22 protein-coding genes are annotated in these 23,767 nt (G+C 64.8%); 8 read left to right on the forward strand and 14 right to left on the reverse strand.

The window, feature by feature from the left end:
- Positions 1–159 precede the first annotated feature (159 nt).
- The 5 genes from BLEFHOIH_RS26560 to BLEFHOIH_RS04435 all read left to right on the forward strand — a co-directional run bounded on the left by BLEFHOIH_RS26560 (position 160) and on the right by BLEFHOIH_RS04435 (position 7,194).
- On the forward strand, positions 160–1,062 hold the full coding sequence (locus tag BLEFHOIH_RS26560; RefSeq protein WP_088343300.1) for an outer-membrane lipoprotein carrier protein LolA: 903 nt from the start codon (positions 160–162) through the stop codon (positions 1,060–1,062).
- Between the two features lie 490 nt (positions 1,063–1,552).
- Complete coding sequence (gene yidD, locus BLEFHOIH_RS04420) at positions 1,553–1,879, forward strand: membrane protein insertion efficiency factor YidD (protein ID WP_088343301.1); 327 nt, start codon at positions 1,553–1,555, stop codon at positions 1,877–1,879.
- On the forward strand, positions 1,876–2,601 hold the full coding sequence (locus BLEFHOIH_RS04425; RefSeq protein WP_088343302.1) for a CPBP family intramembrane glutamic endopeptidase: 726 nt from the start codon (positions 1,876–1,878) through the stop codon (positions 2,599–2,601). The genes yidD and BLEFHOIH_RS04425 overlap by 4 nt, the downstream gene beginning before the upstream one ends.
- 180 nt (positions 2,602–2,781) lie before the next feature.
- Positions 2,782–3,936 carry an efflux RND transporter periplasmic adaptor subunit gene (locus BLEFHOIH_RS04430; RefSeq protein ID WP_088343303.1) on the forward strand — a complete coding sequence of 385 codons (1,155 nt, stop codon included), beginning with the start codon at positions 2,782–2,784 and terminating at the stop codon, positions 3,934–3,936.
- 39 nt (positions 3,937–3,975) lie between these two features.
- Positions 3,976–7,194, forward strand: a complete 3,219-nt coding sequence (locus tag BLEFHOIH_RS04435; RefSeq protein ID WP_088343304.1) for a multidrug efflux RND transporter permease subunit — start codon at positions 3,976–3,978, stop codon at positions 7,192–7,194.
- A gap of 206 nt (positions 7,195–7,400) precedes the next feature.
- On the opposite strand, the gene BLEFHOIH_RS04440 is transcribed toward BLEFHOIH_RS04435, so the two are convergent.
- Positions 7,401–8,387 carry an SDR family oxidoreductase gene (locus tag BLEFHOIH_RS04440; RefSeq protein ID WP_088343305.1) on the reverse strand — a complete coding sequence of 329 codons (987 nt, stop codon included), beginning with the start codon at positions 8,385–8,387 and terminating at the stop codon, positions 7,401–7,403.
- A 275-nt stretch (positions 8,388–8,662) separates the two neighbouring features.
- On the opposite strand from BLEFHOIH_RS04440, the gene BLEFHOIH_RS04445 reads away from it, so the two are divergent.
- Positions 8,663–9,208, forward strand: a complete 546-nt coding sequence (locus tag BLEFHOIH_RS04445) for a low molecular weight protein-tyrosine-phosphatase (RefSeq protein ID WP_088343306.1) — start codon at positions 8,663–8,665, stop codon at positions 9,206–9,208.
- On the opposite strand, the gene thpR is transcribed toward BLEFHOIH_RS04445, so the two are convergent.
- The 5 genes from thpR to BLEFHOIH_RS04470 all read right to left on the reverse strand — a co-directional run bounded on the left by thpR (position 9,163) and on the right by BLEFHOIH_RS04470 (position 14,831).
- Positions 9,163–9,726 carry an RNA 2',3'-cyclic phosphodiesterase gene (gene thpR / locus BLEFHOIH_RS04450; RefSeq protein ID WP_088343307.1) on the reverse strand — a complete coding sequence of 188 codons (564 nt, stop codon included), beginning with the start codon at positions 9,724–9,726 and terminating at the stop codon, positions 9,163–9,165. The two genes, BLEFHOIH_RS04445 and thpR, sit on opposite strands and share 46 nt — an antisense overlap.
- 462 nt (positions 9,727–10,188) lie before the next feature.
- The gene (locus BLEFHOIH_RS04455; protein ID WP_088343414.1) at positions 10,189–10,554 is read right to left on the reverse strand and encodes a DUF488 family protein; all 366 of its coding nucleotides are present in this window, start codon (positions 10,552–10,554) and stop codon (positions 10,189–10,191) included.
- Between the two features lie 107 nt (positions 10,555–10,661).
- Positions 10,662–11,435, reverse strand: a complete 774-nt coding sequence (locus BLEFHOIH_RS04460) for a Bax inhibitor-1/YccA family protein (protein WP_088343308.1) — start codon at positions 11,433–11,435, stop codon at positions 10,662–10,664.
- A 148-nt stretch (positions 11,436–11,583) separates the two neighbouring features.
- On the reverse strand, positions 11,584–14,136 hold the full coding sequence (locus BLEFHOIH_RS04465) for an FtsX-like permease family protein (RefSeq protein WP_088343309.1): 2,553 nt from the start codon (positions 14,134–14,136) through the stop codon (positions 11,584–11,586).
- Positions 14,133–14,831 (reverse strand): ABC transporter ATP-binding protein, encoded by a 699-nt coding sequence (locus BLEFHOIH_RS04470; protein ID WP_170937000.1) that lies wholly within the window; start codon positions 14,829–14,831, stop codon positions 14,133–14,135. The genes BLEFHOIH_RS04465 and BLEFHOIH_RS04470 overlap by 4 nt, the downstream gene beginning before the upstream one ends.
- 67 nt (positions 14,832–14,898) lie before the next feature.
- On the opposite strand from BLEFHOIH_RS04470, the gene BLEFHOIH_RS04475 reads away from it, so the two are divergent.
- On the forward strand, positions 14,899–15,582 hold the full coding sequence (locus BLEFHOIH_RS04475; RefSeq protein ID WP_088343310.1) for an arylesterase: 684 nt from the start codon (positions 14,899–14,901) through the stop codon (positions 15,580–15,582).
- Positions 15,583–15,678: 96 nt separating this feature from the next.
- Here the strand turns inward: BLEFHOIH_RS04475 and BLEFHOIH_RS04480 are convergent, their stop codons facing one another.
- The 7 genes from BLEFHOIH_RS04480 to BLEFHOIH_RS04510 all read right to left on the reverse strand — a co-directional run bounded on the left by BLEFHOIH_RS04480 (position 15,679) and on the right by BLEFHOIH_RS04510 (position 21,704).
- A complete protein-coding gene (locus BLEFHOIH_RS04480) occupies positions 15,679–16,377 on the reverse strand; it encodes a hypothetical protein (RefSeq protein WP_088360715.1) in 699 nt (232 codons plus the stop codon).
- A 25-nt stretch (positions 16,378–16,402) separates the two neighbouring features.
- Positions 16,403–16,750, reverse strand: coding sequence for a cytochrome C oxidase subunit IV family protein (locus BLEFHOIH_RS04485; RefSeq protein ID WP_088343312.1), 348 nt, complete (start codon positions 16,748–16,750; stop codon positions 16,403–16,405).
- 3 nt (positions 16,751–16,753) lie between these two features.
- Positions 16,754–17,476, reverse strand: coding sequence for a heme-copper oxidase subunit III family protein (locus BLEFHOIH_RS04490; RefSeq protein ID WP_088343313.1), 723 nt, complete (start codon positions 17,474–17,476; stop codon positions 16,754–16,756).
- Between the two features lie 14 nt (positions 17,477–17,490).
- Positions 17,491–18,195: a cytochrome c oxidase subunit 3 gene (locus BLEFHOIH_RS04495; RefSeq protein WP_088343314.1), complete on the reverse strand. Its 705-nt coding sequence runs from the start codon at positions 18,193–18,195 to the stop codon at positions 17,491–17,493.
- A gap of 10 nt (positions 18,196–18,205) precedes the next feature.
- The gene (gene ctaD / locus BLEFHOIH_RS04500) at positions 18,206–19,966 is read right to left on the reverse strand and encodes a cytochrome c oxidase subunit I (RefSeq protein WP_088343315.1); all 1,761 of its coding nucleotides are present in this window, start codon (positions 19,964–19,966) and stop codon (positions 18,206–18,208) included.
- Positions 19,967–20,062: 96 nt separating this feature from the next.
- Entirely contained in the window at positions 20,063–20,902 is an 840-nt protein-coding gene (locus BLEFHOIH_RS04505) for a cytochrome c oxidase subunit II (protein WP_088343316.1), read from the reverse strand.
- A gap of 85 nt (positions 20,903–20,987) precedes the next feature.
- A complete protein-coding gene (locus tag BLEFHOIH_RS04510) occupies positions 20,988–21,704 on the reverse strand; it encodes a DUF2189 domain-containing protein (RefSeq protein ID WP_245296864.1) in 717 nt (238 codons plus the stop codon).
- A gap of 362 nt (positions 21,705–22,066) precedes the next feature.
- Here BLEFHOIH_RS04510 and BLEFHOIH_RS04515 point away from each other — a divergent pair, with 362 nt between their 5' ends.
- A complete protein-coding gene (locus tag BLEFHOIH_RS04515; RefSeq protein WP_088343318.1) occupies positions 22,067–22,996 on the forward strand; it encodes a dihydrodipicolinate synthase family protein in 930 nt (309 codons plus the stop codon).
- A gap of 88 nt (positions 22,997–23,084) precedes the next feature.
- On the opposite strand, the gene BLEFHOIH_RS04520 is transcribed toward BLEFHOIH_RS04515, so the two are convergent.
- The gene (locus BLEFHOIH_RS04520; RefSeq protein WP_088343416.1) at positions 23,085–23,762 is read right to left on the reverse strand and encodes a response regulator transcription factor; all 678 of its coding nucleotides are present in this window, start codon (positions 23,760–23,762) and stop codon (positions 23,085–23,087) included.
- Between the last annotated feature and the right edge of the window lie 5 nt (positions 23,763–23,767).

Genomic DNA, 23,767 nt, shown 5'->3' on the forward strand with positions numbered 1-23,767 from the left:
CGCCCGGCAAACGGCCATGCTGTTGTTGCAAATCGATCCGGTAGGAAAAGCGCCCGGATCGGCCTCGCGGCTTCCATAAATTGCACTCAGCGTCTAGATTTTGCGTTATTTTCGCGCCAGAGTGGGCGCAAATTTGGTGTGCCACGAGAGAGCCGAGCAATGAACGGGGATAAAAATCCTTTGAAAGCAATCCTGACCGGAACATTCGGCATGGCGGCGCTGTCGCTGTCCCTGCTGGCCGCGCCTTACGCCCTCGCCCAATCGTCGGGCACGTCGGTGCATAGCAAGACCACGCCCTCCGCGCCGCCCGCCGCCGCGCCGGCGCCGGCCCCGGTCGAGCCCGCCGCGCCGCCGGCGCCCGCCCCGGCACCCGTCGAGGCTCCGGCAGTCCCCGACCAGCAGCCCGAGACCCAGGCCGCCGCGCCCAACGCCGTCGGCGCGGGCAGCGCCGGCTGGGATGCGCAATTCGGCCTCGCCCCGCCCCAGACCAGCCAATATACCGGCGCGCCGGAACAGGTCGCGGTGCTCGACCAGATCAACGCCTATTTTAACAATCTCAAAAATCTCGAAGGCGAGTTCGTGCAGACGGACGCCGACGACAAGCGCAAGAAGGGCCGCTTCCACATCGAGCGTCCGGGCAAGGTGCGCTTCGACTACTCGCTGCCGAGCCGCCAGAAGATCATCTCGAACGGCAAATATCTCGCCATCGAGGACCATGACCTGAACACCACCGACCGCTATCCGCTGGAATCGACGCCCTTCCGCCTGCTGCTGACCGAAGTGGTGGATCTGGCGCGCGACGCCTCGATCATCGCGCTCGATATCGGCGACAAGATCGTCGTCGTGACCTTGCAGGACCGGGAAGGCCGCGCCGGCGGTCAGATCCGCCTGTTCTTCGACTATCCGCAGCTTGCGCTGAAGGAATGGATCATCTCGGACGCGCAAGGACTGAATACGCGCATCCAGCTTGCCGGCCTCGAACTCAACAAACCGGCCGATCCGAAGCTGTTCACATTTTCGCAAGATCTCGGAATGCCGAAGTTCCGGGGCGGCTCGAACTGAGACCCGGAATCTGAGCGAATCCGGCCAAATGCCTGAGATTTCTCGGCAAACCGGAACCAGACTGCGGCGGATTCGCAACTGTCAAGGCTTAGTTCGGATTTTCTGGTGATTTGGTCAATGGCTGTGCTATATTAGCCTATGTACTGTGACAGTGGCGAGGTCAGTCACCATCGGTAGTGCCCCCCGTCTAACCGAAGGCCTCGCTACAGCGTCGGCATCCCTCCCGACGCACAGCGTAGTACACGCATAGAGCGCCCAACCATCGCCGGGGTTGGGCGCTTTTTTTCCCAGGCCGTGACCGTCCCCCAAGGAATTTCGGTCACGGTCTGGTTTCTCTCCTTTTCGGAAATTCCCCACTCCGCCAGCGCAATCGCCGCCCGCGCGCAGGAAGATGGTGCATTTTCCAAGGAAGCGATTTAGCTCTTCCCTATCGCCGCGCCGACCCCACCTAAGCTTGCATCCTCGTGCGTCAGACGAAAGATCGCTGCCCATGTCCACCGCAGCTCGTGCCAGCAAGCTTGCCGCCATCGGCCTGAAGCTGCCGATCAAGCTTTACCGCTACACGCTGTCGCCGCTGATCGGGCAGCGCTGCCGGCATCTGCCGACCTGCTCGGAATACGGGCTCGACGCCATCGACCGGAACGGCGCCTGGCGCGGCTTCTGGCTGACGCTGTCGCGCCTCCTGCGCTGCGCGCCCTGGGGCACCAGCGGCTTCGACCCCGCCCCGGACATTCGCGGCGAACATCATCCCTGGGCGCCGTGGCGCTATGGCCGCTGGCGGCAATCGCAGCTCGGCCACACCGAGGCCGGCCGATGAGCTCTGACGCCGTGACGACGGGCGAGCCGGCGGGCACGAGGGCCGCCCTGCGTCCTGAACGCGAGCGCATCAGCCCTTTGCGCCGGGTGTGGCTGACGCTGGAAATGCTGGTGTTCTTCGTCGCGACGCCCATCGGCGTCTACAGCCTGCTCTACGATTTCCGCATCCCGCTGTTCACACTGCTGCTGCCGGTCTTCGTCTTCTTCATCTTTTTCCTGACCTTCGACCGGAGCTTTTCCTGGCGCGAGCACTTGCGCGTCGGCATCAGCCTGCCCGTGCTTGCGAGCATCCTCGCCGTCTTCGCCGTGGCCGGCCCCGCCATCGCGCTGTTCGCCTATCACGATGTCGGCGACCGTTTCCTGCGCTTCCCGCGCTTTGCCTACGACACCTGGATCATGGTGATGATCCTCTACCCGGTGATCTCGGTGACGACGCAGGAGATCATGTACCGGGTGTTCTTCTTCCACCGCTATGGCGCGCTTTTCGCCGGTGACCCTCAGGCCGGCATCATGCTCAACGCCGTGCTGTTCTCCTTCAGCCACATCGTTTTCCAGAATCTGACGACACTGGTCATCAGTTTCCTCGGCGGGCTGCTCTTTGCTTGGCGCTACCAGAGTTCGCGCTCCTATTGGGCGCTGGTGCTCGAACACGCGCTTTATGGAAACTTGATTTTCACCGTGGGCCTCGGCCGCTATTTCTACACCGGGGTGTCGAATTTCTGACACCGGCGCGACCGCTGCTGCGCTTCCGCCACAGTTGTCGATAATTTAGCTCAAATGACCTGTTGAAGCCGCAGCCGCGTACAAATATGTTGCGACGCTACAAGTCCGGCCTATGCCGTCCCGCGTAGGGCGTAACGCCACCCGTCATAGCATCCCGGGCTCTTTCGGAGATCGATCGTCATGAGCGTAAGACAGCGCGCCATCTGGCCGTTCGCGGCCGCTATCGCCGCCTTCTGGGTGAGCGGCCTGCCCGCCGCCGCGCAGCAGCCGCCGGCAATTCCCGTTACGGTGTCCAAGCCGCTGGCCAAGCGCATCACCCGCTGGGACGAATATTCCGGCCGCTTCGAAGCGGTCAATACCGTGGAAGTACGTGCGCGCGTCTCCGGCTTCATCGACAAGGTGAATTTCAAGGACGGGCAGCTCGTCAAGGAAGGCGACCTGCTGTTCACGCTCGACAAGCGGCCCTATGAGCTGGCGGTCGAGTCGGCGCGGGCGGACATCGCCCGTTTCGGGGCGCAGGTCGAGTTCGCCATGGCCGATCTGGAGCGCGCCCAGCCGCTGGCCAAGTCCGGCGCCATCAGCGAACAGACTTTCGAGCAGCGCCGCTCCAATCTCTCGGTCGCCCGCGCGCAGCTTCAGGCGGCTCAGGTGGCGGTGCGCACCAGCGAGCTCAATCTCGACTGGACCGAAGTGCGCGCCCCGATCAGCGGCCGCATTTCCGACCGCAAGGTCGATGTCGGCAATCTCGTCGCGGGCGGGCAGGCGGCGGCGACCACGCTGCTCGCCACCATCGTCTCGGGCGACCCGATCCACTTCCTGTTCGACATCTCGGAAACCGATTTCCTGCGCTATGCGCGGCTCAACACCTCCGGCGACCGTCAATCGCGCGATGCCAGCTCTCCGGTGCGCATCAAGCTGGCCGACGAGGAGAAATTCACCCGCGAGGGCGTGATGGACTTCCTCGACAACCAGCTCAGCACCCGTTCGGGCACGCTGCGCGGCCGCGCCGTCGTCCCCAACAAGGACGAGCTTTTGCAGCCGGGCCTGTTCGGGCGGCTTCAGCTCTTCGGCGGCGAGTTCGACGCGCTGCTGATCCCGGACGACGCCGTCGTGTCCGATCAGGCGCGCAAGATCGTCTTCCTGGTCGGCGCCGACAATGTCGTCAAGCCGGCCCCGGTCACGCTCGGACCCATCGTCGATGGCCTGCGCGTGGTGCAGACCGGGCTGAAGCCGGAGGATCTGGTCGTCGTCGGCGGCATCGCCAATCCCGCGGTGCGCCCCGGCGCCAAGGTTGCGCCCAAGCAGGGTGAAATCAAAGCCGTCGCCTCCAACTGATCCTGTCCGGCCGACCCCGCAAAAATCAGGCGCCCAACCATGCCGTTTTCACGCTTCTTCATCGACCGGCCGATCTTCGCGACCGTTCTGGCGGTGCTCGTCACCATCGTCGGCTTCATTTCGCAAGCCGCGCTGCCGATTGCCGAATTCCCCGAGATCGCGCCGCCGACCGTGAATATCCGCGCGGTCTATCCGGGCGCTTCGGCCGATGTCATCGCCGAGACGGTCGCCGCGCCGATCGAGCAGGAAGTCAACGGCGTCGACGACATGCTCTATATCGTCTCGCAATCGACGGGCGACGGCAGCCTGTCGATCAACGTCGTCTTCAAGCCCGGCACCAATATCGACCAGGCCCAGGTGCTGGTGCAGAACCGCGTCTCCGTCGCCGAGCCGCGCCTGCCGGAAGACGTGCGCCGCCTCGGCGTTTCGGTGCTGAAGGCCTCGCCCGACCTGATGATGGTCGTGCATATGATCTCGCCCGACGGGTCGCGCGACCAGCAATATATCTCCAACTACGCCACGCTCTACGTGAAGGACGTGCTGACCCGCGTCGACGGCGTCGGCAATGTGCTGATCTTCGGCGCGCGCGACTATTCCATGCGCGTGTGGCTCGACCCCGCCCGCGTCGCCGCCCGCGGCCTGACCGCCGGTGAAGTCGTCAACGCGCTGCGCGCCGCCAACCTCCAGGTCGCCGCCGGCTCCATCAATCAGGCACCGGCTTCCTCGCCCGGCGCCTTCACCCTCTCGGTGCAGACGCTCGGCCGCCTGAGTTCGCCCGACCAGTTCGGCGACATCGTCATCCGCTCCAGCGACGATGGCGAGGTGATCAAGCTGCGCGATCTGGCCCGCGTCGAACTCGGCGCGCAGGACTACAATGTCAACGCCTATCTGAACAACCAGACCGCGACCGCCATCGCCATTTTCCAGCGGCCCGGCTCCAACGCGCTCGCCACCTCCGACGCGGTCAATGCCACCATGGCGCGCCTCGCCGCCAATTTCCCGCCCGGCGTCACCTATAGCGTCGTCTATAACCCGACCGAATTCATCCGCTCCTCCGTCGATGCCGTGATACGGACGCTCGAGGAAGCCGTGATCCTCGTCGCGCTGGTGGTCATCCTGTTCCTGCAGACCTGGCGCGCGGCGATCATCCCGATCCTCGCCATCCCGGTCTCGCTGATCGGCACCTTCGCGGTGATGGCGGCGGTCGGCATCTCGTTCAACACGCTATCGCTATTCGGATTGGTGCTGGCCATCGGCATCGTGGTCGACGACGCCATCGTGGTGGTCGAGAATGTCGAGCGCTATCTGGAGGAAGGCTTCACACCCAAGGAGGCGGCGCGAAAAACCATGGACGAGGTCGGCTTCGCGCTGATCGCCATCGCGCTGGTGCTGGTCGCGGTGTTCCTGCCGACGGCGTTCATCGCCGGGCTGCAAGGCTCGTTCTACCGCCAGTTCGCCATCACCATCGCGGCCTCGACCGCGATCTCCTGCCTGGTGTCGCTGACGCTGTCGCCGGCCATGGCCGCGCTGCTGCTCCGGCCGCATAACGGACACGCCAGGCAGACCGGACTGCTGGCCGTGCTCGGCGCGCCGCTGAACTATTTCTTCAAGGGGTTCAACTGGGCTTTCGGCCATTTCTCCTCCGGCTACGGCAAGGCGACGGCGCGGCTGATCCGGCTGACCCTGGTCATGGTGCTGGTCTATGGCGGCCTGCTTTTCGTCACCTACCGCTATCTCGTCAACACCCCGACCGGCCTCGTGCCGCAGCTCGACCGCGGCTATTTCATCGCCGTCTTCACGCTGCCGCCGGGCTCCACGCTCGACCGCACCGACGCCGTCATCCGCAAGGCGAGCGACATCATCACCTCGCGCCCCGGCATCAAGAACGCGGTCGCCTTTGTCGGCTTCGACGGCGCCACCTTCACCAACGCGCCCAATTCCGGGGTGATCTTCATCACCATGCAGCCCTTCGAGGAGCGCGAGAAAGCCGGGCTGCAAAAGGACGCCATGCTGGCCGACCTGCGCCAGCAGATGTTCGCGCTGAGCGAAGCCTTCGTCTTCGTGCTGGAGCCGCCATCGGTGCCGGGTATCGGCACGGGCGGCGGCCTGAAGGGCTATGTGCAGGACCGCGCCGGACGCGGCCTGCCGGCGCTGGAAGCGGCCACCTGGACCGTCGTCGGCACGGCCATGCAGACGCCGGGCTTCACGCAAGCCTTCACGCTGTTCAACACCCGCACGCCGCAGCTCTATGCCGATATCGACCGCACCAAGGCCGAACAGCTCGGCGTGCCGATCAGCCGCGTCTTCGAGGCGCTGTCGGTCTATATGGGCTCGGCCTTCGTCAATGATTTCAACATTCTGGGCCGCACCTATCGGGTGACGGCGCAGGCCGACAATCCGTATCGTCTCACCCTCAGCGACGTCGCCAATCTGAAGACGCGCAGCGCCGGCGGCGAAATGGTGCCGATCGGCTCCGTCGCGACCTTCAAGGACACGACCGGGCCTTACCGCGTGCCGCGCTACAATCTCTATCCGGCGGCGGAAATGCAGGTCGGCCTCGCGCCGGGCTTCTCATCGGGCCAGGGCATCGCCGCCATCGAGAAGATGGCGGAGGAGCGCCTGCCGAGCGGCTTCGGCTTCGAATGGACCGAGATCGCCTTGCAGGAAAAGCTGGCGGGCAACACGGCTTTCATCGCCTTCGGACTCGGCGTGCTGTTCGTGTTCCTGCTGCTGTCGGCGCTTTATGAGAGCTGGCTCTTGCCGCTCGCGGTGATCCTGATCGTGCCGATGTGTATCCTGGCGGCGATGATCGGCGTGACCTTCCGCGGGCTCGACCGCAACATCCTGGTCGAGATCGGCCTCGTCGTGCTGGTCGGCCTCGCGGCGAAGAACGCCATTCTGATCGTGGAGTTCGCCAAGCAGGCGGAAGAGCAGGGCAAGACGCGCTACGAGGCGGCGGTGGAAGCCGCGCGCACCCGGCTGCGGCCCATCGTGATGACGTCGCTGGCCTTCATCCTCGGCGTGGTGCCGCTGGTCTTCGCCAGTGGCGCGGGCGCCGAGATGCGGCAATCGCTCGGCACGGCGGTGTTCGCCGGCATGCTGGGTGTGACGGTGTTCGGCCTGATCTTCACGCCGACCTTCTACGTCATCAGCCGCGGCATCACAGCCAGCGACGGCTATGTCATGCGCGCCGCCCGCGGCCTGGGCATCGTGCGCAAGAGTGGCGGCACGCCGACCGGGGCGAAGCCCGCAGAGTAGGCGGGTATGCTGCCGCTAGGGCTGCAAAGCTCTTACCCGGTCGCTTCGCGCCCGCCCTCTCCCTTTGAGGGGAGAGGGCAAGCGGCGGGCGTGAAGATTCACATCGCAGCTTGCGCTGCACCGCCCTCTCCCTTTGCGGGAGGGGGCTCCCGCCGCCAGGCGGGTGGGTGAGGGGTGCTTTTCCGGCACGTCACCGCGCGACTGCCTCACTCATAGCCCCCGATCACCGGCAGGATCTCGCCGGTGATGTAGCTCGCGCAAGAGGGGGCGGCGAGGAAGACATAGGCCGGGGCGATTTCCTCCGGCTGGGCGGCGCGCTGCATCGGCACGTCGGAGCCGAAACTCTGCACCTCGTCGGCGCTGCGGTCGGCGGGGTTCAGCGGCGTCCAGACCGGGCCCGGCGCCACCGCGTTCACCCGGATGCCGCGCGGCATCAACTGGCCGGCGAGCGCGCGCGTGAAGGCATGGATGCCGCCTTTAGTCATCGAATAGTCGAGCAGCGCCTTCGACCCCATGATGCCCGTCACCGAGCCGGTATTGATGATCGAGCCGCGCGGCTTAAGATGCGGGACGGCGGCGCGCGCCATGTAGAAATAGCCGTAAAGATTGGTCTTGATGGTGCGGTCGAAATGCGCGTCGCTGAGGTCGAGAATGTCGCCCGTATGCTCCTGAAAGGCGGCGTTGTTGACGAGGATGTCCAGCTTGCCGAAGGCGTTGACGGTCTCCTCGACCGCCGCGCGGGCGAAGGCCGGGTCGGAGACGTCGCCGGGGATCAGGATGCAGCGCCGGCCCTCGGCCTCGACGGCCTTCTGCGTCACCTTGGCGTCCTCGTGCTCGCAGAGATAGACGATGGCGACGTCGGCGCCTTCGCGGGCGTAAAGCACGGCGACCGCCCGCCCGATGCCGGAATCGCCGCCAGTGATCAGCGCGGCCATGTCCTTGAGTTTGTCGGAGCCTTTATAGCCGGGCGCGTCATACATCGGGGCGAAGGCGAGATCATCCTCGAGGCCGGGCTTGCGCAGATGCTGGGCGGGTAATTTGGAGGGATAGTCGCGCTGCCCGGCTTGCATCGGTTGCTTATTTTCTGAGCGCGGCTTGCCCGATTCCTTGGCGTCGACTTCAGCTTGTATACGCAGTTGCTCGGCTGCCACCTCTGTGGCGCCATCAGCGCTGTGCTTTTCATGCGGGTTCATGGTGAATTCATCCTGACCTGTTGAACGGTAACCGCAAGGTTCTTTTGAGCAAACTGCGGTCGGCCGGTCAGGTTCCGACTGCATACGGATTAATGCGTATTTGTGAATATGTTGCTTTTATGTCAGCGGAACTTGTTTCGCCATAATTCGCCCGCATTGAAAATCTTGGGCATTCCGCACGTATTGTTGAGTGCTCGCCACACTGTGACCGATACGTAAGAGCCTATACGTTAGTTCGCATTGCGGCGTATACCTGCATATGTCATCATCCGTAGATGAAACAGGTCGGTGCGAGTTCGCGGCAAAATATCCTCTTCGTCTGTCTCGGCAATATTTGCCGATCGCCAATTGCCGAGGGCGTTTTTCGTAATATCGCCGCGCAAAGACGGCTCTCCGACCGCTTTATGCTGGACTCCGCCGGGCTTGGAAGCTGGCATATCGGCCACCCGCCCGACGAACGCGCCCAGGCCGCCATGCGCTCGCGCGGCATCGACATCTCGACGCTCCGCGCCCGCCGCATCGCCGCCGCTGATTTCGAGCGCTTCGACCTGATCGTGGCGATGGACCGCTCCAATCGCGAAGGGCTGCGCAAGCTGGCGCCGAAGGATCACCAGCACAAGATCAAGCTGCTGATGGATTACGCGCCCAATCTGGCGGTGCAGGAGATCCCCGACCCCTTTTTCGGGGACAAGGGCGCCTTCGACTATGCCTGCCAGCTCATCGATGCGGCGTGCCGCGGGCTGCTGGTCAGCCTCACGGCACAGGCCGCGAAGGATCAGGCAACGCCCGCTTCGAGGCCCCTTGCCCCGCTGAACGGGTAAGCCTCCTCGACCACATAGGGTCCGCCGCCCTGATTGGCGCGGGAGGAAAACAGCACGAAGCGTTCGACCGGAAACGGCTCGGCGATGAAGCCGCCGAAATAGGACAGATATTCGGCGAGCGCTTGCGGCCGGGTATCGCGCAGGCGCGCGAGGGTGATATGCGGGCTGAAATTGCGCGGCTCGGCCGGCTCGCCCGCGAGACGAGCGGCCCGTTCATGGGCTTTCTGCAGCCTGAGCAGCGGCTCGGTCGGCTTGATGCCGGCCCACAGGGCGCGCGGCTTGTTGCCGCCAAAACTGCCAAGGCCCGTGAGGCGCAGCTCGAAGGGCGCGAACTCGATTTCCGACAGGGCGGAGGCGAAGCTGCGCGCGGTGACGTCGTCGACATCGCCGAGAAAGCGCAAAGTGAGGTGATAACGATCCGGGTCGATCCAGCGCGCTCCCGAGAGTTTTCCCCTTAACATCGCTAGCCGGTCGATGATGTGGTCGGGAAGTTCGAGGCCGGTGAAAAGTCTTGGCATGGCGCGCCTCCGGAAGTTAGAGCGGCGTTAGGGACTTGGGCAAGTAAAGATCGCGTTCATGAATTCTGCGATTTTGCACACCTCCTAGCTGAGCGTAGCATGAATGCTTGCATGATTCGGTTCGCGGCCCCGGCTCCGTGAATTCGCGCCGATCTACCGAGGTGATGGTGAAGATATCTTGTGCCGCCAGAGGCAAATCCGGGTGATTGCGGCCGCTGCGATGCCGGGCCAAGGAGTCGGCCGCACCGCTCGCCCTCTCCGGCGGAGGAACACCCCTCCAGCCCGGCCCGGTGGCGCTCGCCGTCGTCTTCGCCGCGCGAAGCCTTGCGAAACTCCATGCACCCCCCGATTTGACGCCGCGTGCGATCAAACGGTATTTCTTATAAGAAACATATCCTTTACTTGCCGGCTTGGCGAGAGGGTTGCGTCAAACCGGCCTAAACGCGAACTCAGCCCGCCGAACTAGCCCTCCAGCAGGCGCTTCAGCACCACGGCATTGTTGTGCGTCTCATCGCGCGAGGCATAGAGCAGCGTCACACGCCCCTTTCCCGGCAGCGCCCGCAATTCCTCGGCCGCCGAGCGCGCCGGCTCCGCGGCCAGCTCCTTGGCATAGGCGGCAGCGAATTCGCCCCAATCGTCGGGATGGCCGTGGAATATGTGGCGCAGCTCATCGCTCGGCGCCACGTCCTTCAGCCAGAGATCGACGGCGGCTTTCTCCTTGCTCAGCCCGCGCGGCCAGAGCCGGTCGACCAGCACCCGCGTGCCGTCCTCAGGCGAGGGCGGCTCGTAAACGCGCTTCAACGCGAATACATGCGTTTTGACGGACATCGGCATCCCCCTTGGTTGAGGTCATGCCCGATATAGATCGTGCCCGCGAACCAAAAGAAAAGGCCCCGGAAATCGGGGCCTTTTCAAATTCCAAGCTTGCCTGGAGGCTATTCGCGGTTGCCGAACAGCGAGAGCAGCATCAGGAACATATTCAGGAAGTCGAGATAGAGACGCAGCGCGCCCATGATCGCCTTCTGGCCGGCCACGAGCGTGGTGTCGCCGGCATAATATTCTTCCTTGATCTGCTGCGTGTCATAGGCGGTGAGGCCCGCGAAGACCAGCACGCCGATCACCGAGATCGCGAATTGCAGCCCCGTCGAGCCGACGAAGATGTTGACGATCGAGGCGAGGATGATGCCGATCAGGCCCATGAACAGGAACGAGCCCCAGCCGGAGATGTCCTTCTTGGTGGTGTAGCCGAACAGGCTGAGGCCGCCGAAGGTCGCCGCCGTGATGAAGAACACGCGGGCGATCGAGCCATGCGCATAGACCAGGAAGATCGAGGCGATCGAGGCGCCGACCAGCGCGGCATAGATCCAGAAGGTGAGCTGGGCGGCTTCGACGCTCATCTTGGGCAGGCGGGCGGAGAGGAAGAACACCACCGCCAGCGGCGCGAACAGCATCACCCATTTCAGCGGGCTGACGAAAATGAGCTGCCCGAAATAGGTCAGCATCGCGCCGTTCGGCAGCGGCGGCGCGACCGCGTCGGCCTGGTTGGTGGTCACGGCAAGCGCATAGACGGCATAGGCGACGAGGCCGGTGATGCCGAGACCGGCGGCCATGTAATTATAGACGCGCAGCATGAAGGCGCGCAGGCCCTCGTCGATCGAGAGCGTGCCGGTCTGCACACCGGCAATCGTATTTCTATTAAAATCCGCCATTTCGAACCCCTTCGGAGTCACTTCAGTGGAAAGATGAAGCTGTGTTGAGTTGTCTACCCGGAAAGTCTGCGCAATTCACCTTAAAAGGCAAGCGCGGCCTTGCTATGGCAACTGTTCGCGCAACTTGAATTGTCTCTCGCCACTCCGTCTATTCGGCACGCAGGTAGGGCGCGGCCTTGGCATTGAGCACCCTGAGGGTGCCATAGAGCCCAAACGAAACCATGAATATGGTCGCAAGAAATGCGCCCTGCAATAGGGCCGGGGCCGAGGCGGTGAAGGAAAGATCCATGATTTGCGTTAACAATAAGTAAGCCACGACGGCCCCCGAGCCGGTCGCGACGACGGCGGTGGCGATGCCCAGGATCAGATATTCCGCCATATGGGCGACGAGGATGCGGCGGCGGGTGGCGCCGAGGGTTTTCAGGATCACCGCCTCGTAGATGCGGCGGGCGCGCACGGTGCTCAGCGCCCCGGCCAGCACCAGCACGCCCGAAAGCAGCGTCAGGCTGCCGGCGACGCGGATGGCGGTGAAAAGCTGGCCGAGCAGCAGGTTGACGGTCTCCAGCGCGTCGCGCACGCGGATGGAGGTGACGGTCGGAAACTCGGCGGCGACGGCGCGCACCACATCGACCTCGCCGGCGGGATTGGCTTCGGGCCAGCTCAAGGTGGCGAGAATGCTATAGGGCGCGGCATCGAGCGTATTGGGCGAGAACACCATCACGAAATTGATGCCGAGCGTGCTCCACTCGACGGTGCGGAAATTGGCCAGCTTGGCCGAGACGTTGCGGCCCAGCACATTGACGGTGACCTTGTCGCCGATTTTCAGGCCCAGCGCGCGGCCGAGCTCGGCTTCGAAGGAGACGAGCGGCTCGCCCTTATAGTCCGCCGGCCACCAGCTCCCTTCGACGATCTCGGAATCCTCGGGCTTTTCGGCGGCGAATGTCAGGCCGCGGTCGCCGTTGAGCACCCATTGCGCTTCCGGCGGCGCCTTGAGCTGCGCCACCGGCGTGTCGTGCAGCGAGACGATCTGGCCGCGCAGCATCGGCGCGCTGTTCAGCTCCGAACCCGGCGCCTTCGACTCGATGAGCGCCTCGAAGCGGGGATAATCGGCCTTGTTGATGCCGACGAAGAAATGGCTCGGCGCCTCCGCCGGCATCTGCGTGCGCAGTTCGTCGGTCATCGAGGCGTCGGTCAGCGCGATGGCGGTCAGCAGCGTCAGGCCGGCGCCGAGCGAGACGGTAACGGTGCGGGTCAGCCCGGCCGGTCCGGCGATATTGGCGAGGGCGAGCGCCAGCTCCGGGCGGCGGGGCCGCGGCAGGATGCGGGCAAGGGCGCGAAAGCCGTAGCCGAGCGCCGTGAACAGCGCGAAGGTTCCGGCCACCGCGCCGAGAGCCATGGCGGCCAGCTTCGGCTCCTGCGACAGGAAGATCGCCATCAGCACCAGCACGATGGCGCTGACGATCGAGGCGGCGGCGAAGGCGCGCGGCGGCCAACGGGTCGGCCCGTCCACCTCCTCGCGCAGCAATTCCCCGGCGCGGATCTGGCGCGCCCGGCCGAGCGGCCAAAGGATGAAGATCAGCGAGATCAGCAGCCCGTAGGCGGCGGCGAGGATCAGCGGCGCGGGATAAAGGCCGACTTCCAGCTTGATGGGGAGCATCGCGCCATAGAGGCTGGTCACCAGGAAGGGCAGCGCGGTTCCAATGGCGAGGCCGATGACGATGCCGAAGGCGGCGACGATCAGCACCTGGATCAGAAAGCTCCGCGTAATCAGGTTGCTCGATGCGCCGAGCGCCTTATAGGCGGCGATCACCTTGCGCTTGCGCTCGATGAAGGCGCTGACCGAGTTGGCGACGCCGATGCCACCGGTGAGCAGGGCCGTCAGCCCGACCAGCGTCAGGAAATCGCGCAGGCGGTCGATGGAGCGGCTGATGCTGGGCGAGGGATCGTTATGATCGCGGACCTGGAAGCCGGTCGCGGGCAGCGCCTTGCGCAGCGCATCGGAGTCGAGCGCGGCCTCGCCGCCCTGCTTCACCCGGTAGCGCCAGTCCATCAGGCTGCCGGGCTCGGCGAGGCCGGTGCGGCGCAGCGTGTCGGTCGACATCATCAAGCGCGGGCCGAGCGTCGGGCCGGCCGACAGCCGGTCGGGCTCCTTGGTCAGCACCGCGGTCAGCTCGACCGTGCTGTTGCCGAGCTGGAATTTATCGCCGAGCTTGAGATTGAGCTGGTCGAGCAGGGCACGTTCCGCCGCGACCGCGCCGGGCCGCCTGATATCGGCGAGGGTCTTGCCGTCTTCGAAGACCACCACGCCGAACAGCGGGTAGGCGCCATCCACGGCCTTGATCTGCACCAGCGCTTGCGCGGAGCCGTCCGTCAGCCGCGCCATCGAGCGCAGCGTCGCGATTTCGCTGACCGGCCCGAGCGCGTTCAATCTGGCGCGCTCCTCCGGCGTTGCCTCGCGGTGGACGAGGCTGGCCTCGGCATCGCCGCCGAGCAGCACCCGGCCTTCGCGCGAAATGGCGTATTGGATTGCCGCCGACAGCGTGCCGACCGCCGCGATCGCCATGGCGCCGAGCGCGATGCAGGCGACGAAAATGTAGAAGCCCGAAATGCCGCCGCGCAGTTCGCGCAAGGCGAGCCGCAGGCTGAGCGGCAAGGACGGGCGCGCCCGCTCCGTACCGCGTTCCGCCGTGATGACCGTCATGCCACGCTCTCCAGGCCGTGCGTCTCGCGGGCGATGCGGCCATCCTCGATGCCGATGACCCGTCCGCAGCGCGCGGCAAGGCGCTGGTCGTGGGTGATGAGCACAAGCGTCGTGCCGTGCCTCTTATGCAGGCTGAATAGCAGATCCATGATCTGCTCGCCGTTCCTGGCGTCCAGATTGCCGGTCGGCTCGTCGGCGAACAGGATTTTCGGGTTCGGCGACAGCGCCCGCGCGATGGCGACGCGCTGCTGCTCGCCGCCGGAGAGCTGGGCCGGGAAATGGTCGAGCCGGTGGCCGAGGCCGACGGTGCCCAAGACCTCCGCCGCGCGCTCGCGGGCATTGGCCCGGCCCAAAAATTCGAGCGGCAAGGCGACGTTCTCGAGCGCGGTCATGGTCGGCACGAGGTGGAAAGATTGGAACACGATGCCGATATTCTCACCGCGGGCGCGGGCAAGGCCATCTTCGCCGAGGGCCATGAAATCCTGGCCGGCGATGTTGACGATGCCGCTGGAGGCTTTCTCCAGCCCGGTCATAATCATCAGCAGTGTTGATTTGCCCGAGCCGCTGGGGCCGACGATGCCGACAGTCTCCCCCTCGCCGATGGCGAGGTCGACGCCCCTGAGTATTTTGACGGAACCGGCCCGGCTGTGGAGCGTAAGGTGGACAGACTTCAGCTCGATAATCTTTTCCGGCACGATCAATGGGCTCCGTTAGCAAGCAGCAATGCTATCTTATACGGCTCAAGTGGTGAAAGGCTTGCGCATGAATGATACGTGCATATGGAAATCCGTAATCGCTTTTGCGAGCCTCATCGCCGCTCTCGGCAGCGCCGCCTTGCCCGACAAGGCGTTCGCCGCTCCGGCGGGACGCGAAATTGTGATCGTGGCGTTCGGCGACAGTTTGACCGCCGGCTACCTGCTGCCGCCCGAGGCCGCCTTCCCGGTGCAGCTCGAAAGAGCCTTGCGCGCCAAGGGCCATAATGTCCGCGTGGTGAATGCGGGCGTCTCCGGCGACACGGCCACCGAGGGGCTGGCGCGCTTCGACTGGGCCATGCCCGACAAGGCGGACGCCGCCATTCTCGAACTCGGGGCGAATGACGCCATGCGCGGCACGCCGGTCGCCGAGACCACCAAGGCGCTGGGGCAGATCCTCGCCCGGTTGAAGGAGCGCAATGCGGATGTGCTGATCGCCGGCATGGAAGCGCCGCGCAATTGGGGCGAGGAATATGTGACGCAATTCAGGGCGATGTATGCCGGGCTCGCCAAGCAATATGACGTGCCGCTTTACCCGTTCTTCCTCGACGGGGTGGCGATGGACCCCAGCCTCAGCCTCAGCGATGGCCTGCATCCGAACCAGCAGGGCGTCGCCCGGATCGTCGAGCGCATCCTGCCCGCGGCGGAAGCGCTGATCGCGAAAGTGAAGGCGAGGCGGGGAGAGCCGAGCTAGAGCCTGATGAGATTAGGACAACCCCATTTTCGAAATCCCCGCGACGGCGGGGATTTCGTCTTGGGGGTTGGCGAGCGGATCCGATCCCATCCCGCTCTAAAGCGGCTGCTGAACCGGCGTCTCGGCGACGGGCGTGGGCAGCCGCTTGGCGCGGCGCGGGCGTGGCGGTATTCGCAGGCGCGGCGCGGGCTCCGGGGCAAGGCGGGCGGTGAGCGCGCCGGCCGGAACGCGCGCCCGCTGCGGTTCGGCGGCGGCAAGCGACAGGGCGACCAGCGCGCCGCCGTCGAAGACCAGCCCGGTGCCGAGCACGACGCCGTACATCCAGGTATACGGGCCGGGCAGGCCGGACAGGATGAGGGCCGCCAGGATCAGGCTGGTGACGCCGCCGACGGTCAGGGCTTCCCATTGGTGGTCGCCTCGATGCGCATGCACGGCCCCCAGCAGGATGGTGACGAGACCGCGCGCGGCGAAATAGGCGGCAAGGACGGCGCCCAGGTTCTCCTCGGTCCAGAGCAACTGGAACCCGGCCAGGAGAGCGATCAGCGCCAATAGCAGCGAGAGCGCGAAACCGGCCGCCTGCTCGGCCCGCCAGGCGAGAAGCAGGGTCACCGTGCCCGCGCCGATCAGGATCGCCCCAATGGGCGCCCCGCCCGCCGTGACGGCGAACAGGCATCCCGCGCCGAGCAGCGTCAGGCACGCCCCCTCGAGCAGGGTCCAGCGCCAGGCGCCCGAAAAGCCGGCCCGCAGAAAACCCTCGAACTGCTCATGTGGCGAATGCGGCTGCACGCTACTCATGCTCCCCCGATCGATCGCGCGAGGATCAAGACCCGGATGAGAACCATAGGAGCCGGGTGAACTGGGTGTAGTTGGCCTCGAGCACCATCATGGCGACGAAGATCAGGACGAGGACGGGCGGGACGATGATGGCGTAGACGAGGGCAAGCCGCTCCCAGGCCATGTGCATGAAGACGGCGACGATCAGCCCCGCCTTCAGGATCATGAAAAACAGGATCAGCGTCCAGCGGAGATAGCCCTGAACATGGAAGTAATCGACCAGATAGGAGAAGGTCGAGAGGACGAACAGCCAGCCCCAGACCACCATGTAGAGCTTGATCGGATGCTGCTGGCCCTCTTCATGGGCCTGGGCTTGAACGGGTGCGTGCTGCATGGCTCACCACAGATAGAAGAGTGCGAAGATGAAGACCCAGACCAGATCGACGAAATGCCAGTACAGGCCCATGATTTCGACGGTCTCGTAATGGCCGCGCCGGTCGGTGAAGAAGCCGCGCCGGCCGACGTCGAAATCGCCGCGCCAGACCCGCCGGGCGACGATCAGCAGGAAGATCACGCCGATGGTGACATGGGTGCCGTGGAAGCCGGTGATCATGAAGAAGGACGAGCCGAACTGGTCGGCGCCCCAGGGATTGCCCCAGGGCCGCACGCCTTCCGAGATCAGCTTGGACCATTCGAAAGCCTGCATGCCGACGAAGGTGGCGCCGAGCGCGGCGGTGACCAGCATCAGGATCGCCGTCTTCTTGCGGTCGCGGCGGTAGCCGTAATTGACGGCCATGGCCATGGTGCCGCTTGAGGAGATCAGCACGAAGGTCATGATGGCGATCAGGATCAGCGGGATGTCCGAGCCGCCGATATGCAGGGCGAAGACCTCGCTCGGATTGGGCCAGGGCACCGTAGTCGAGATGCGCACGGTCATGTAGGAGAGCAGGAAGCAACTGAAGATGAAAGTGTCGCTGAGCAGGAAGATCCACATCATGGCCTTGCCCCAGGATGCGGTCTTGAAGGCACGCTGGTCGGAGGAGATGTCGGCGGCGATGCCGCGCAAGCCGTCCGGACGCCCCGGCGCGTCTCCGGCATGTGTCACTGTCGCTTCTGCCATCGGCTCAGGTCCCCTTAGGTCAGCAACTGGCGGCAAATCGCGCCGAATTCATCCGCCCATCCGGTCAGGAGACTGAACAGGACGATCCATACGAACAGCAGGAAGTGCCAATAGAGCGTGCACATCTCCACCGGGAGCCGCAGCGGCTCGGCGGTCTGGCTGCGCCAGGCGCGGTCCGTCACCCAGCCGAGCGCCGCCATGCCGCCGATGACATGCAGGCCGTGCAGCCCGGTGATGAGGTAGAAGAAGCTGTTGGACGGATTGCTGGCGAGGAGGAAGCCGCTGTCGGTGAGTTCATGCCAGGCCCAGAACTGGCCGGCGAGGAACAGCACGCCGAACGCGCCGGCCACAATGAGCCGGGATCTGACGCCGTCGATATGCCTCCGGTAGACCGCGCTCTGCGCCGTTTGCAGCGCGATGCTGCTGGCGGCCAGCGCGCCGGTATTGAGCCAGAGGATCTGCGGCACGCGGATATTCTGCCAGTCGGCATAGCCCATGCGCATGAAATAGGCGCTGATGAGCAGGGCAAAGAGCGTCCCGACCACGGCGAGGAACAGGCCGAGCCCGATCTTGGCGGCCGGCATGTCCATGGCGCCGGTGCCGTCGAATTCGCCGATCACGCCTTCCTCCAGCCATGGCTTGGCGTGCAGCCGCTGCTGCAGCAGCCACCAGCCGGCGATGACCGCCAGAAATGTCAGGAAGAAGATGGTGACCGGCATGTGCTACGCCTCAAGCCGTGGCCGCTGATGGCGGCTGGTTCTGCGGGATGAAATCCTCCTTGGCGCCCGGCACGCTGTAATCATAGGCCCAGCGGTAGACGACCGGCAGGTCCTTGCCGAAATTGCCATGCGCGGGCGGCGTCTGCGGCGTCTGCCATTCGAGAGTCGTCGCGCGCCAGGGATTGCCGCCGGCGAGCTTGCCCTTCCAGACGCTGGTGAAGAGATTGTAGAGGAACACCATCTGCGCGAAGCCGACGATCAGCGCCATCACGGTGATGAACTCGTTCAACGTGGCGACGTTCGGCGGGATGAAGTCGGTGGTGCCGAGGTCGTGGTAGCGGCGCGGCACGCCGAGCAGCCCCAGATAATGCATCGGGAAGTAGATCAGATAGGCGCCGAGGAAGGTGACCCAGAAGTGGAACTTGCCCAGCCCCTCATCCATCATCCGCCCGGTGATCTTGGGGTACCAATGGTAGATGGCGCCGAAGATGACCATGATCGGGGCGACGCCCATCACCATGTGGAAATGCGCGACCACGAACATGGTGTCCGAGAGCGGCACGTCCACCACCACATTGCCCAGGAACAGGCCGGACAGCCCGCCATTGACGAAGGTGACGATGAAGCCCAGCGCGAACAGCATGGGCACGTTCAAATGGATGTTGCCGCGCCACAGCGTCAGGATCCAGTTATAGACCTTGATGGCGGTCGGGATGGCGATGATCAGCGTGGTGGTGGCGAAGAAGAAGCCGAAATTCGGGTTCATGCCGCTGACATACATATGATGCGCCCAGACCACGAAGCTGAGCGCGGCGATGGCGACGATAGCCCAGACCATCATGCGGTAGCCGAAGATGTTGCGGCGGGCATGGGTGGCGATCAGGTCGGAGACGATGCCGAAGGCCGGCAGGGCGACGATATAGACCTCGGGATGGCCGAAGAACCAGAACAAATGCTGGAACAGGATCGGGCTGCCGCCGCGATAGCTCATCTGCTGGCCCAGTTCCACGATGGCCGGCATGAAGAAGCTGGTGCCGAGCAGCTTGTCGAACAGCATCATGATATTGGCGACGAGCAGGGCCGGGAAGGCCAGCAGCGCCAGGATGGTGGCCGTGAAGATACCCCACACCGTCAGCGGCATCCGCATCAAGGTCATGCCGCGCGCCCGCGCCTGCAGGACGGTGACGACGTAGTTCAGGCCGCCCATGGTGAAGCCGATGATGAAGATGATCAGCGAGATCAGCATCAGGATGATGCCCCATTGCTGACCGGGCGTGCCCGAGAGGATGGCTTGCGGCGGATAGAGCGTCCAGCCCGCGCCCGTCGGTCCGCCCGGCATGAAGAAGCTGGCGGCGAGCACCAGCACGGCGAGCAGATAGACCCAGTAGCTCAGCATGTTGACGAAGGGGAACACCATGTCCCGCGCGCCGATCATCAGCGGGATCAGGTAGTTGCCGAAGCCGCCGAGGAAGAGCGCGGTGAGCAGGTAGATCACCATGATCATGCCGTGCATGGTGATGAACTGGTAATAATGGTCGGCGTCGATGAAAGTGAAGACGCCGGGGAAGCCGAGCTGCAGCCGGATCAGCCAGGACAGCACCAGAGCGACGAGGCCGATGGCGAGCGCCGTGATCGAATATTGGATGGCGATATATTTCGCGTCCTGGGAGAAGACGTATTTCTCGATCCAGCTATGCGGATGATAGAGCTCGACATCCGGGACTTCAGCGGCGGGGATCGTTCCCATCCCGCCATGCGTGGCATCGACCATCAGAATCCTCTCCTCAGCTCCCTTCGGACGGGTTCCGGCCGGCGCCGGTCCCATCTCGTGCATGTCTGTTCGCTCGCGAAGCCCTCCGGGCTCCGCCTATTGCGCCGCGGGCAGCGGCGCCGTTTCGCCCTCGGCTTTTCTGATCGGCGTGGTCAGCTCGGCGAAGGTCTTCTGCTGCTCGAGCCAGGCCCGGTAGTCGGTCTCGTTGTCGATGACGACCTTGCCGCGCATGATGTGATGGCCGACGCCGCATAGTTCGGCGCAGAGCACATCGAAGGTGCCGGTGCGGGTCGGGGTGATCCAGAAATAGGTGACCATGTCCGGGATGATGTCCATCTTGGCCCGGAATTCCGGCACGTAGAAATCGTGCAGCACATCGACGGAGCGCAGCAGCATCTTGACCGGCTTGCCGAGCGGCAGATGCACCTCGCCGCCTTCGACGACGAGATCGTCGCGGCCGGCGGGGTCACTGGGATTGATGCCGAGCGGGTTTTCCGGCGAGATCAGGCTGGTATAGGTGGTCGCCAGCTTGCCGTCCTTGCCGGGGAGCCGGTAGCTCCACTGCCATTGCTGGCCGACGATCTCCAGTTCCGTCGCGCCCTTGGGCACGGTGACGAACTGGCCCCAGACGAACAGGCCGGGCGCCAGCATGGCGGCGACGCCGATGGCGGTCGCGACGGTCAGCCAGGCCTCGAGCTTCTTGTTCTCGGGCTCATAGGCGGCCTGCCGGTCCGGCGTGTGGTGGAAGCGGAAGATGCAATAGGCCATGAACAAGACCACGGCGACAAAGACGGCGCCGGTGATCCAGAAGGTCAGGCTGATGGTGTGGTCGATATAGGCCCAGTTCGAGGCAATGGGCGTCCACCACCATGGGCTCAGCAGGTGAAACAGCACCGAGCCGACAGCCACAATCACCAATATAATCGCCGTTTTCATCGCCGGTTATCCTTGCCTCCCGGGCTTGGATAGAATTGAAATCAAAGCTTGCCCTCGTCACGCCACCCGACGCCTGCGCCCGCCATCAGCGACCTCCCGGAGCCGTTTCGACGAGCTTGCGGTAGAGATGCCAAGTGGAATGGCCGAGCACCGGCAGGATCACCGCGAGGCCGATCAGCACCGGCAGCGTGCCGACCAAGAGCGCCGCCGCGACGATGAAGCCCCAAACCGCCATGACGAACGGATTGGCGACGACCGCCCGGTAGGAGGTCTGCACCGCGGCGGCGACGCCGACATCGCGGTCGACCAGCATCGGGAAGGAGACGACGCTGATGGTGAAGCTCGCCACGGCGAACAGGAAGCCGACGCCGCAGCCGATGACGATCAGGCGCCAGCCGGCCGCCGTGCCGAACACCTCGCCGAGGAAGGCCGAGATCGAGGGCGGCACCCATTCGCCGAAATTGCTGCGGTAGATGACCATGGCGGCGGTGAGCCAGGCGAGGAAGATCGCCGTCAGGATCAGGCCGAGCAGGGCGATCGAGCGGGCGCGCAACAGGCTGAACACGTTCAGCGCATCCCAGCCCGGTTCGATGCCGGCTTCCCGGCGGCGGCTCAATTCATAGAGTCCGATGGCGGCGAGCGGGCCAAGCAGAGTAAATCCCGCAAGCAGCGGGAAGACCACGGGCAGCATGTCGTATCCAAAGCTCAGCCGCAGGAGGATCAGGCCGGCAATGGGATAGATCACGACCAGGAAAATCGAGTGAGTCGGCATGGCGCCGAAGTCGGCGAGCCCTTTGACCAAAACCTCCCGCAGATCGGCGGTGCCGATCCTCCGAATCTTCGGGCGAGCGATGCTTAAGTCAGCTTTCAGGGACGAATTTACGGCGGCCATGCGCGTGCCCCCTGTCCCGCTCATCTGAGCGATTAAGGCTCTGTAAGCTTTATAGGACACACCCTGGTGACGTGCTTGTCAAGATGTGTACTGGCAGGGCTTAAATCTTAGGCACAGATTTGCTCGGAATTTCAAATTTTAATCAATAAGTTGCTTGGAATTTAGGTATCGCTGCTCAGGCCGCGTGCCCGGGTGGAAAATCCGGGCAAATGGCCTATTCTGGGCTGGCGGCGCACTGAACGCCCGCAGGCACATTTCTGGGACCGACAGCCATGCTTCTCGACGAAACCGCCTCCGGCCTGTTCCCGATCGCGCCGACGCCCTTCCACCCCGACGGACGGCTCGATATCGGCTCGGTCGACACGCTGATCGCGCGCTATCTCGCCGCCGGGGCGACCGGGGTGACGGTGCTCGGCATCATGGGCGAAGCGCCCAAGCTCGAGCCGGAGGAATCGCTCGCCGTCACCGCCCGCTTCATCCAGGGCATGGGAAAGCTGCCGGTGATCGTCGGCGTCTCGGCGCCGGGCTTTGCCGCCATGGGCTGGCTGGCGCGGGCGGCGATGGAGAAGGGCGCGGCCGGGGTGATGATCGCCCCGCCGCCCTCGCTCAGGACCGACGACCAGATCACCGGCTATTACCGGCAGGCTGTCGAGGCCATCGGCACCGACATTCCCTTCGTGATCCAGGATTATCCGCTCACGCTCACCGTGCAGATGACGCCCGGCGTGATCCGGCGCATCGTCCAGGAGAACCCGTCCTGCGTCATGCTCAAGCACGAGGACTGGCCGGGCCTGGAGAAGATCTCGGCCCTGCGCGGCTTCCAGAAGGACGGCTCGCTGAAGCCCATCTCGATCCTGACCGGCAATGGCGGCCTGTTCCTGGATTTCGAGATGGAGCGCGGCGCGGACGGCGCCATGACCGGCTACGCCTTCCCGGAAATGCTGGCCGACGTGGTGCGCCTGCAGAAAGCCGGCAGCCGCGATGCCGCGCATGACCTGTTCGACGCGCATCTGCCCTTGCTGCGCTACGAGCAGCAGCAGGGCGTGGGCCTTGCGGTGCGCAAATATGTCATGATGCGGCGCGGCTTCATCGCGTCGGACGCCCAGCGCAAGCCCGGAGCGAGCCTCAGTGCGGCTGCCAAGGCGGAAGTGGATTACCTGCTGAGCCGGCTCGCCCGGCACGACGAGCGCGCGGCGGTTTAGTCCCACGCCCCTTTTGTCATCCTCGCGAAAGCGGGGATGACAAAAGGGGGATTCTTCCTACCGGCGCGGCCGAACAAACCTCCGCGCCTCACCCCTCCCGATACGACCCATCGCGGCCGTTGCGCATGCGCTGGGCGCACGTGGCGAGTTCGGTGCGGTTGTGGACGCCGAACAGCGCGAACAGCGCGGCGAGGTGGATCTTCACCGTGCCCTCGGCGATGTCGAGCTCGCGGGCGATCTCCTTGTTCGCGCGGCCTTGCAGGATGTAGCCGAGCACGTCGCGCTGGCGCGGGGTCAGCGTGTCGAGCGGCGAGGCCGGCAGCGCGCGCGGCGGCTCCGGCGGGGCGGCGGGCGGCGGTGCAGGCGGCGCGCCGGCGATCATGAAAGGCGGCACGAAAATCGCGCCCGCCAGCATCATGGCCAGCGCCTTGGCGATCTCGTCCTCGGGCAGGGTTTTCGGGATATAGCCGCTCAGCCCGGCGGCGATGGATTTCACCACATTCTCCCGGTCCTCCGAAGCCGAGATGACGGCCATGAAGGTGTCCGGATAGGTGGCCTTGACGGTGCCGAGGCTCTCCGGCCCCGCCATGCCGGGCATGGAGAGGTCGAACAGCGCCAGCGTCAGTCCCGGATGGCGCGCCAGCATGTCGAGCGCGTCGTCGAGCGTGCCGACCTCGATGACCTCGCCGACACCGAGTTGGTCCCTGAGCAGGAAGCCAAGGCCGGAGCGGTAAAGCCCGTGATCGTCCGCGACCAGAACCTTCATCGCGA

The sequence above is a fragment of the Rhodomicrobium sp. R_RK_3 genome (assembly GCF_002198715.1).
Taxonomy (GTDB): domain Bacteria; phylum Pseudomonadota; class Alphaproteobacteria; order Rhizobiales; family Rhodomicrobiaceae; genus R-RK-3.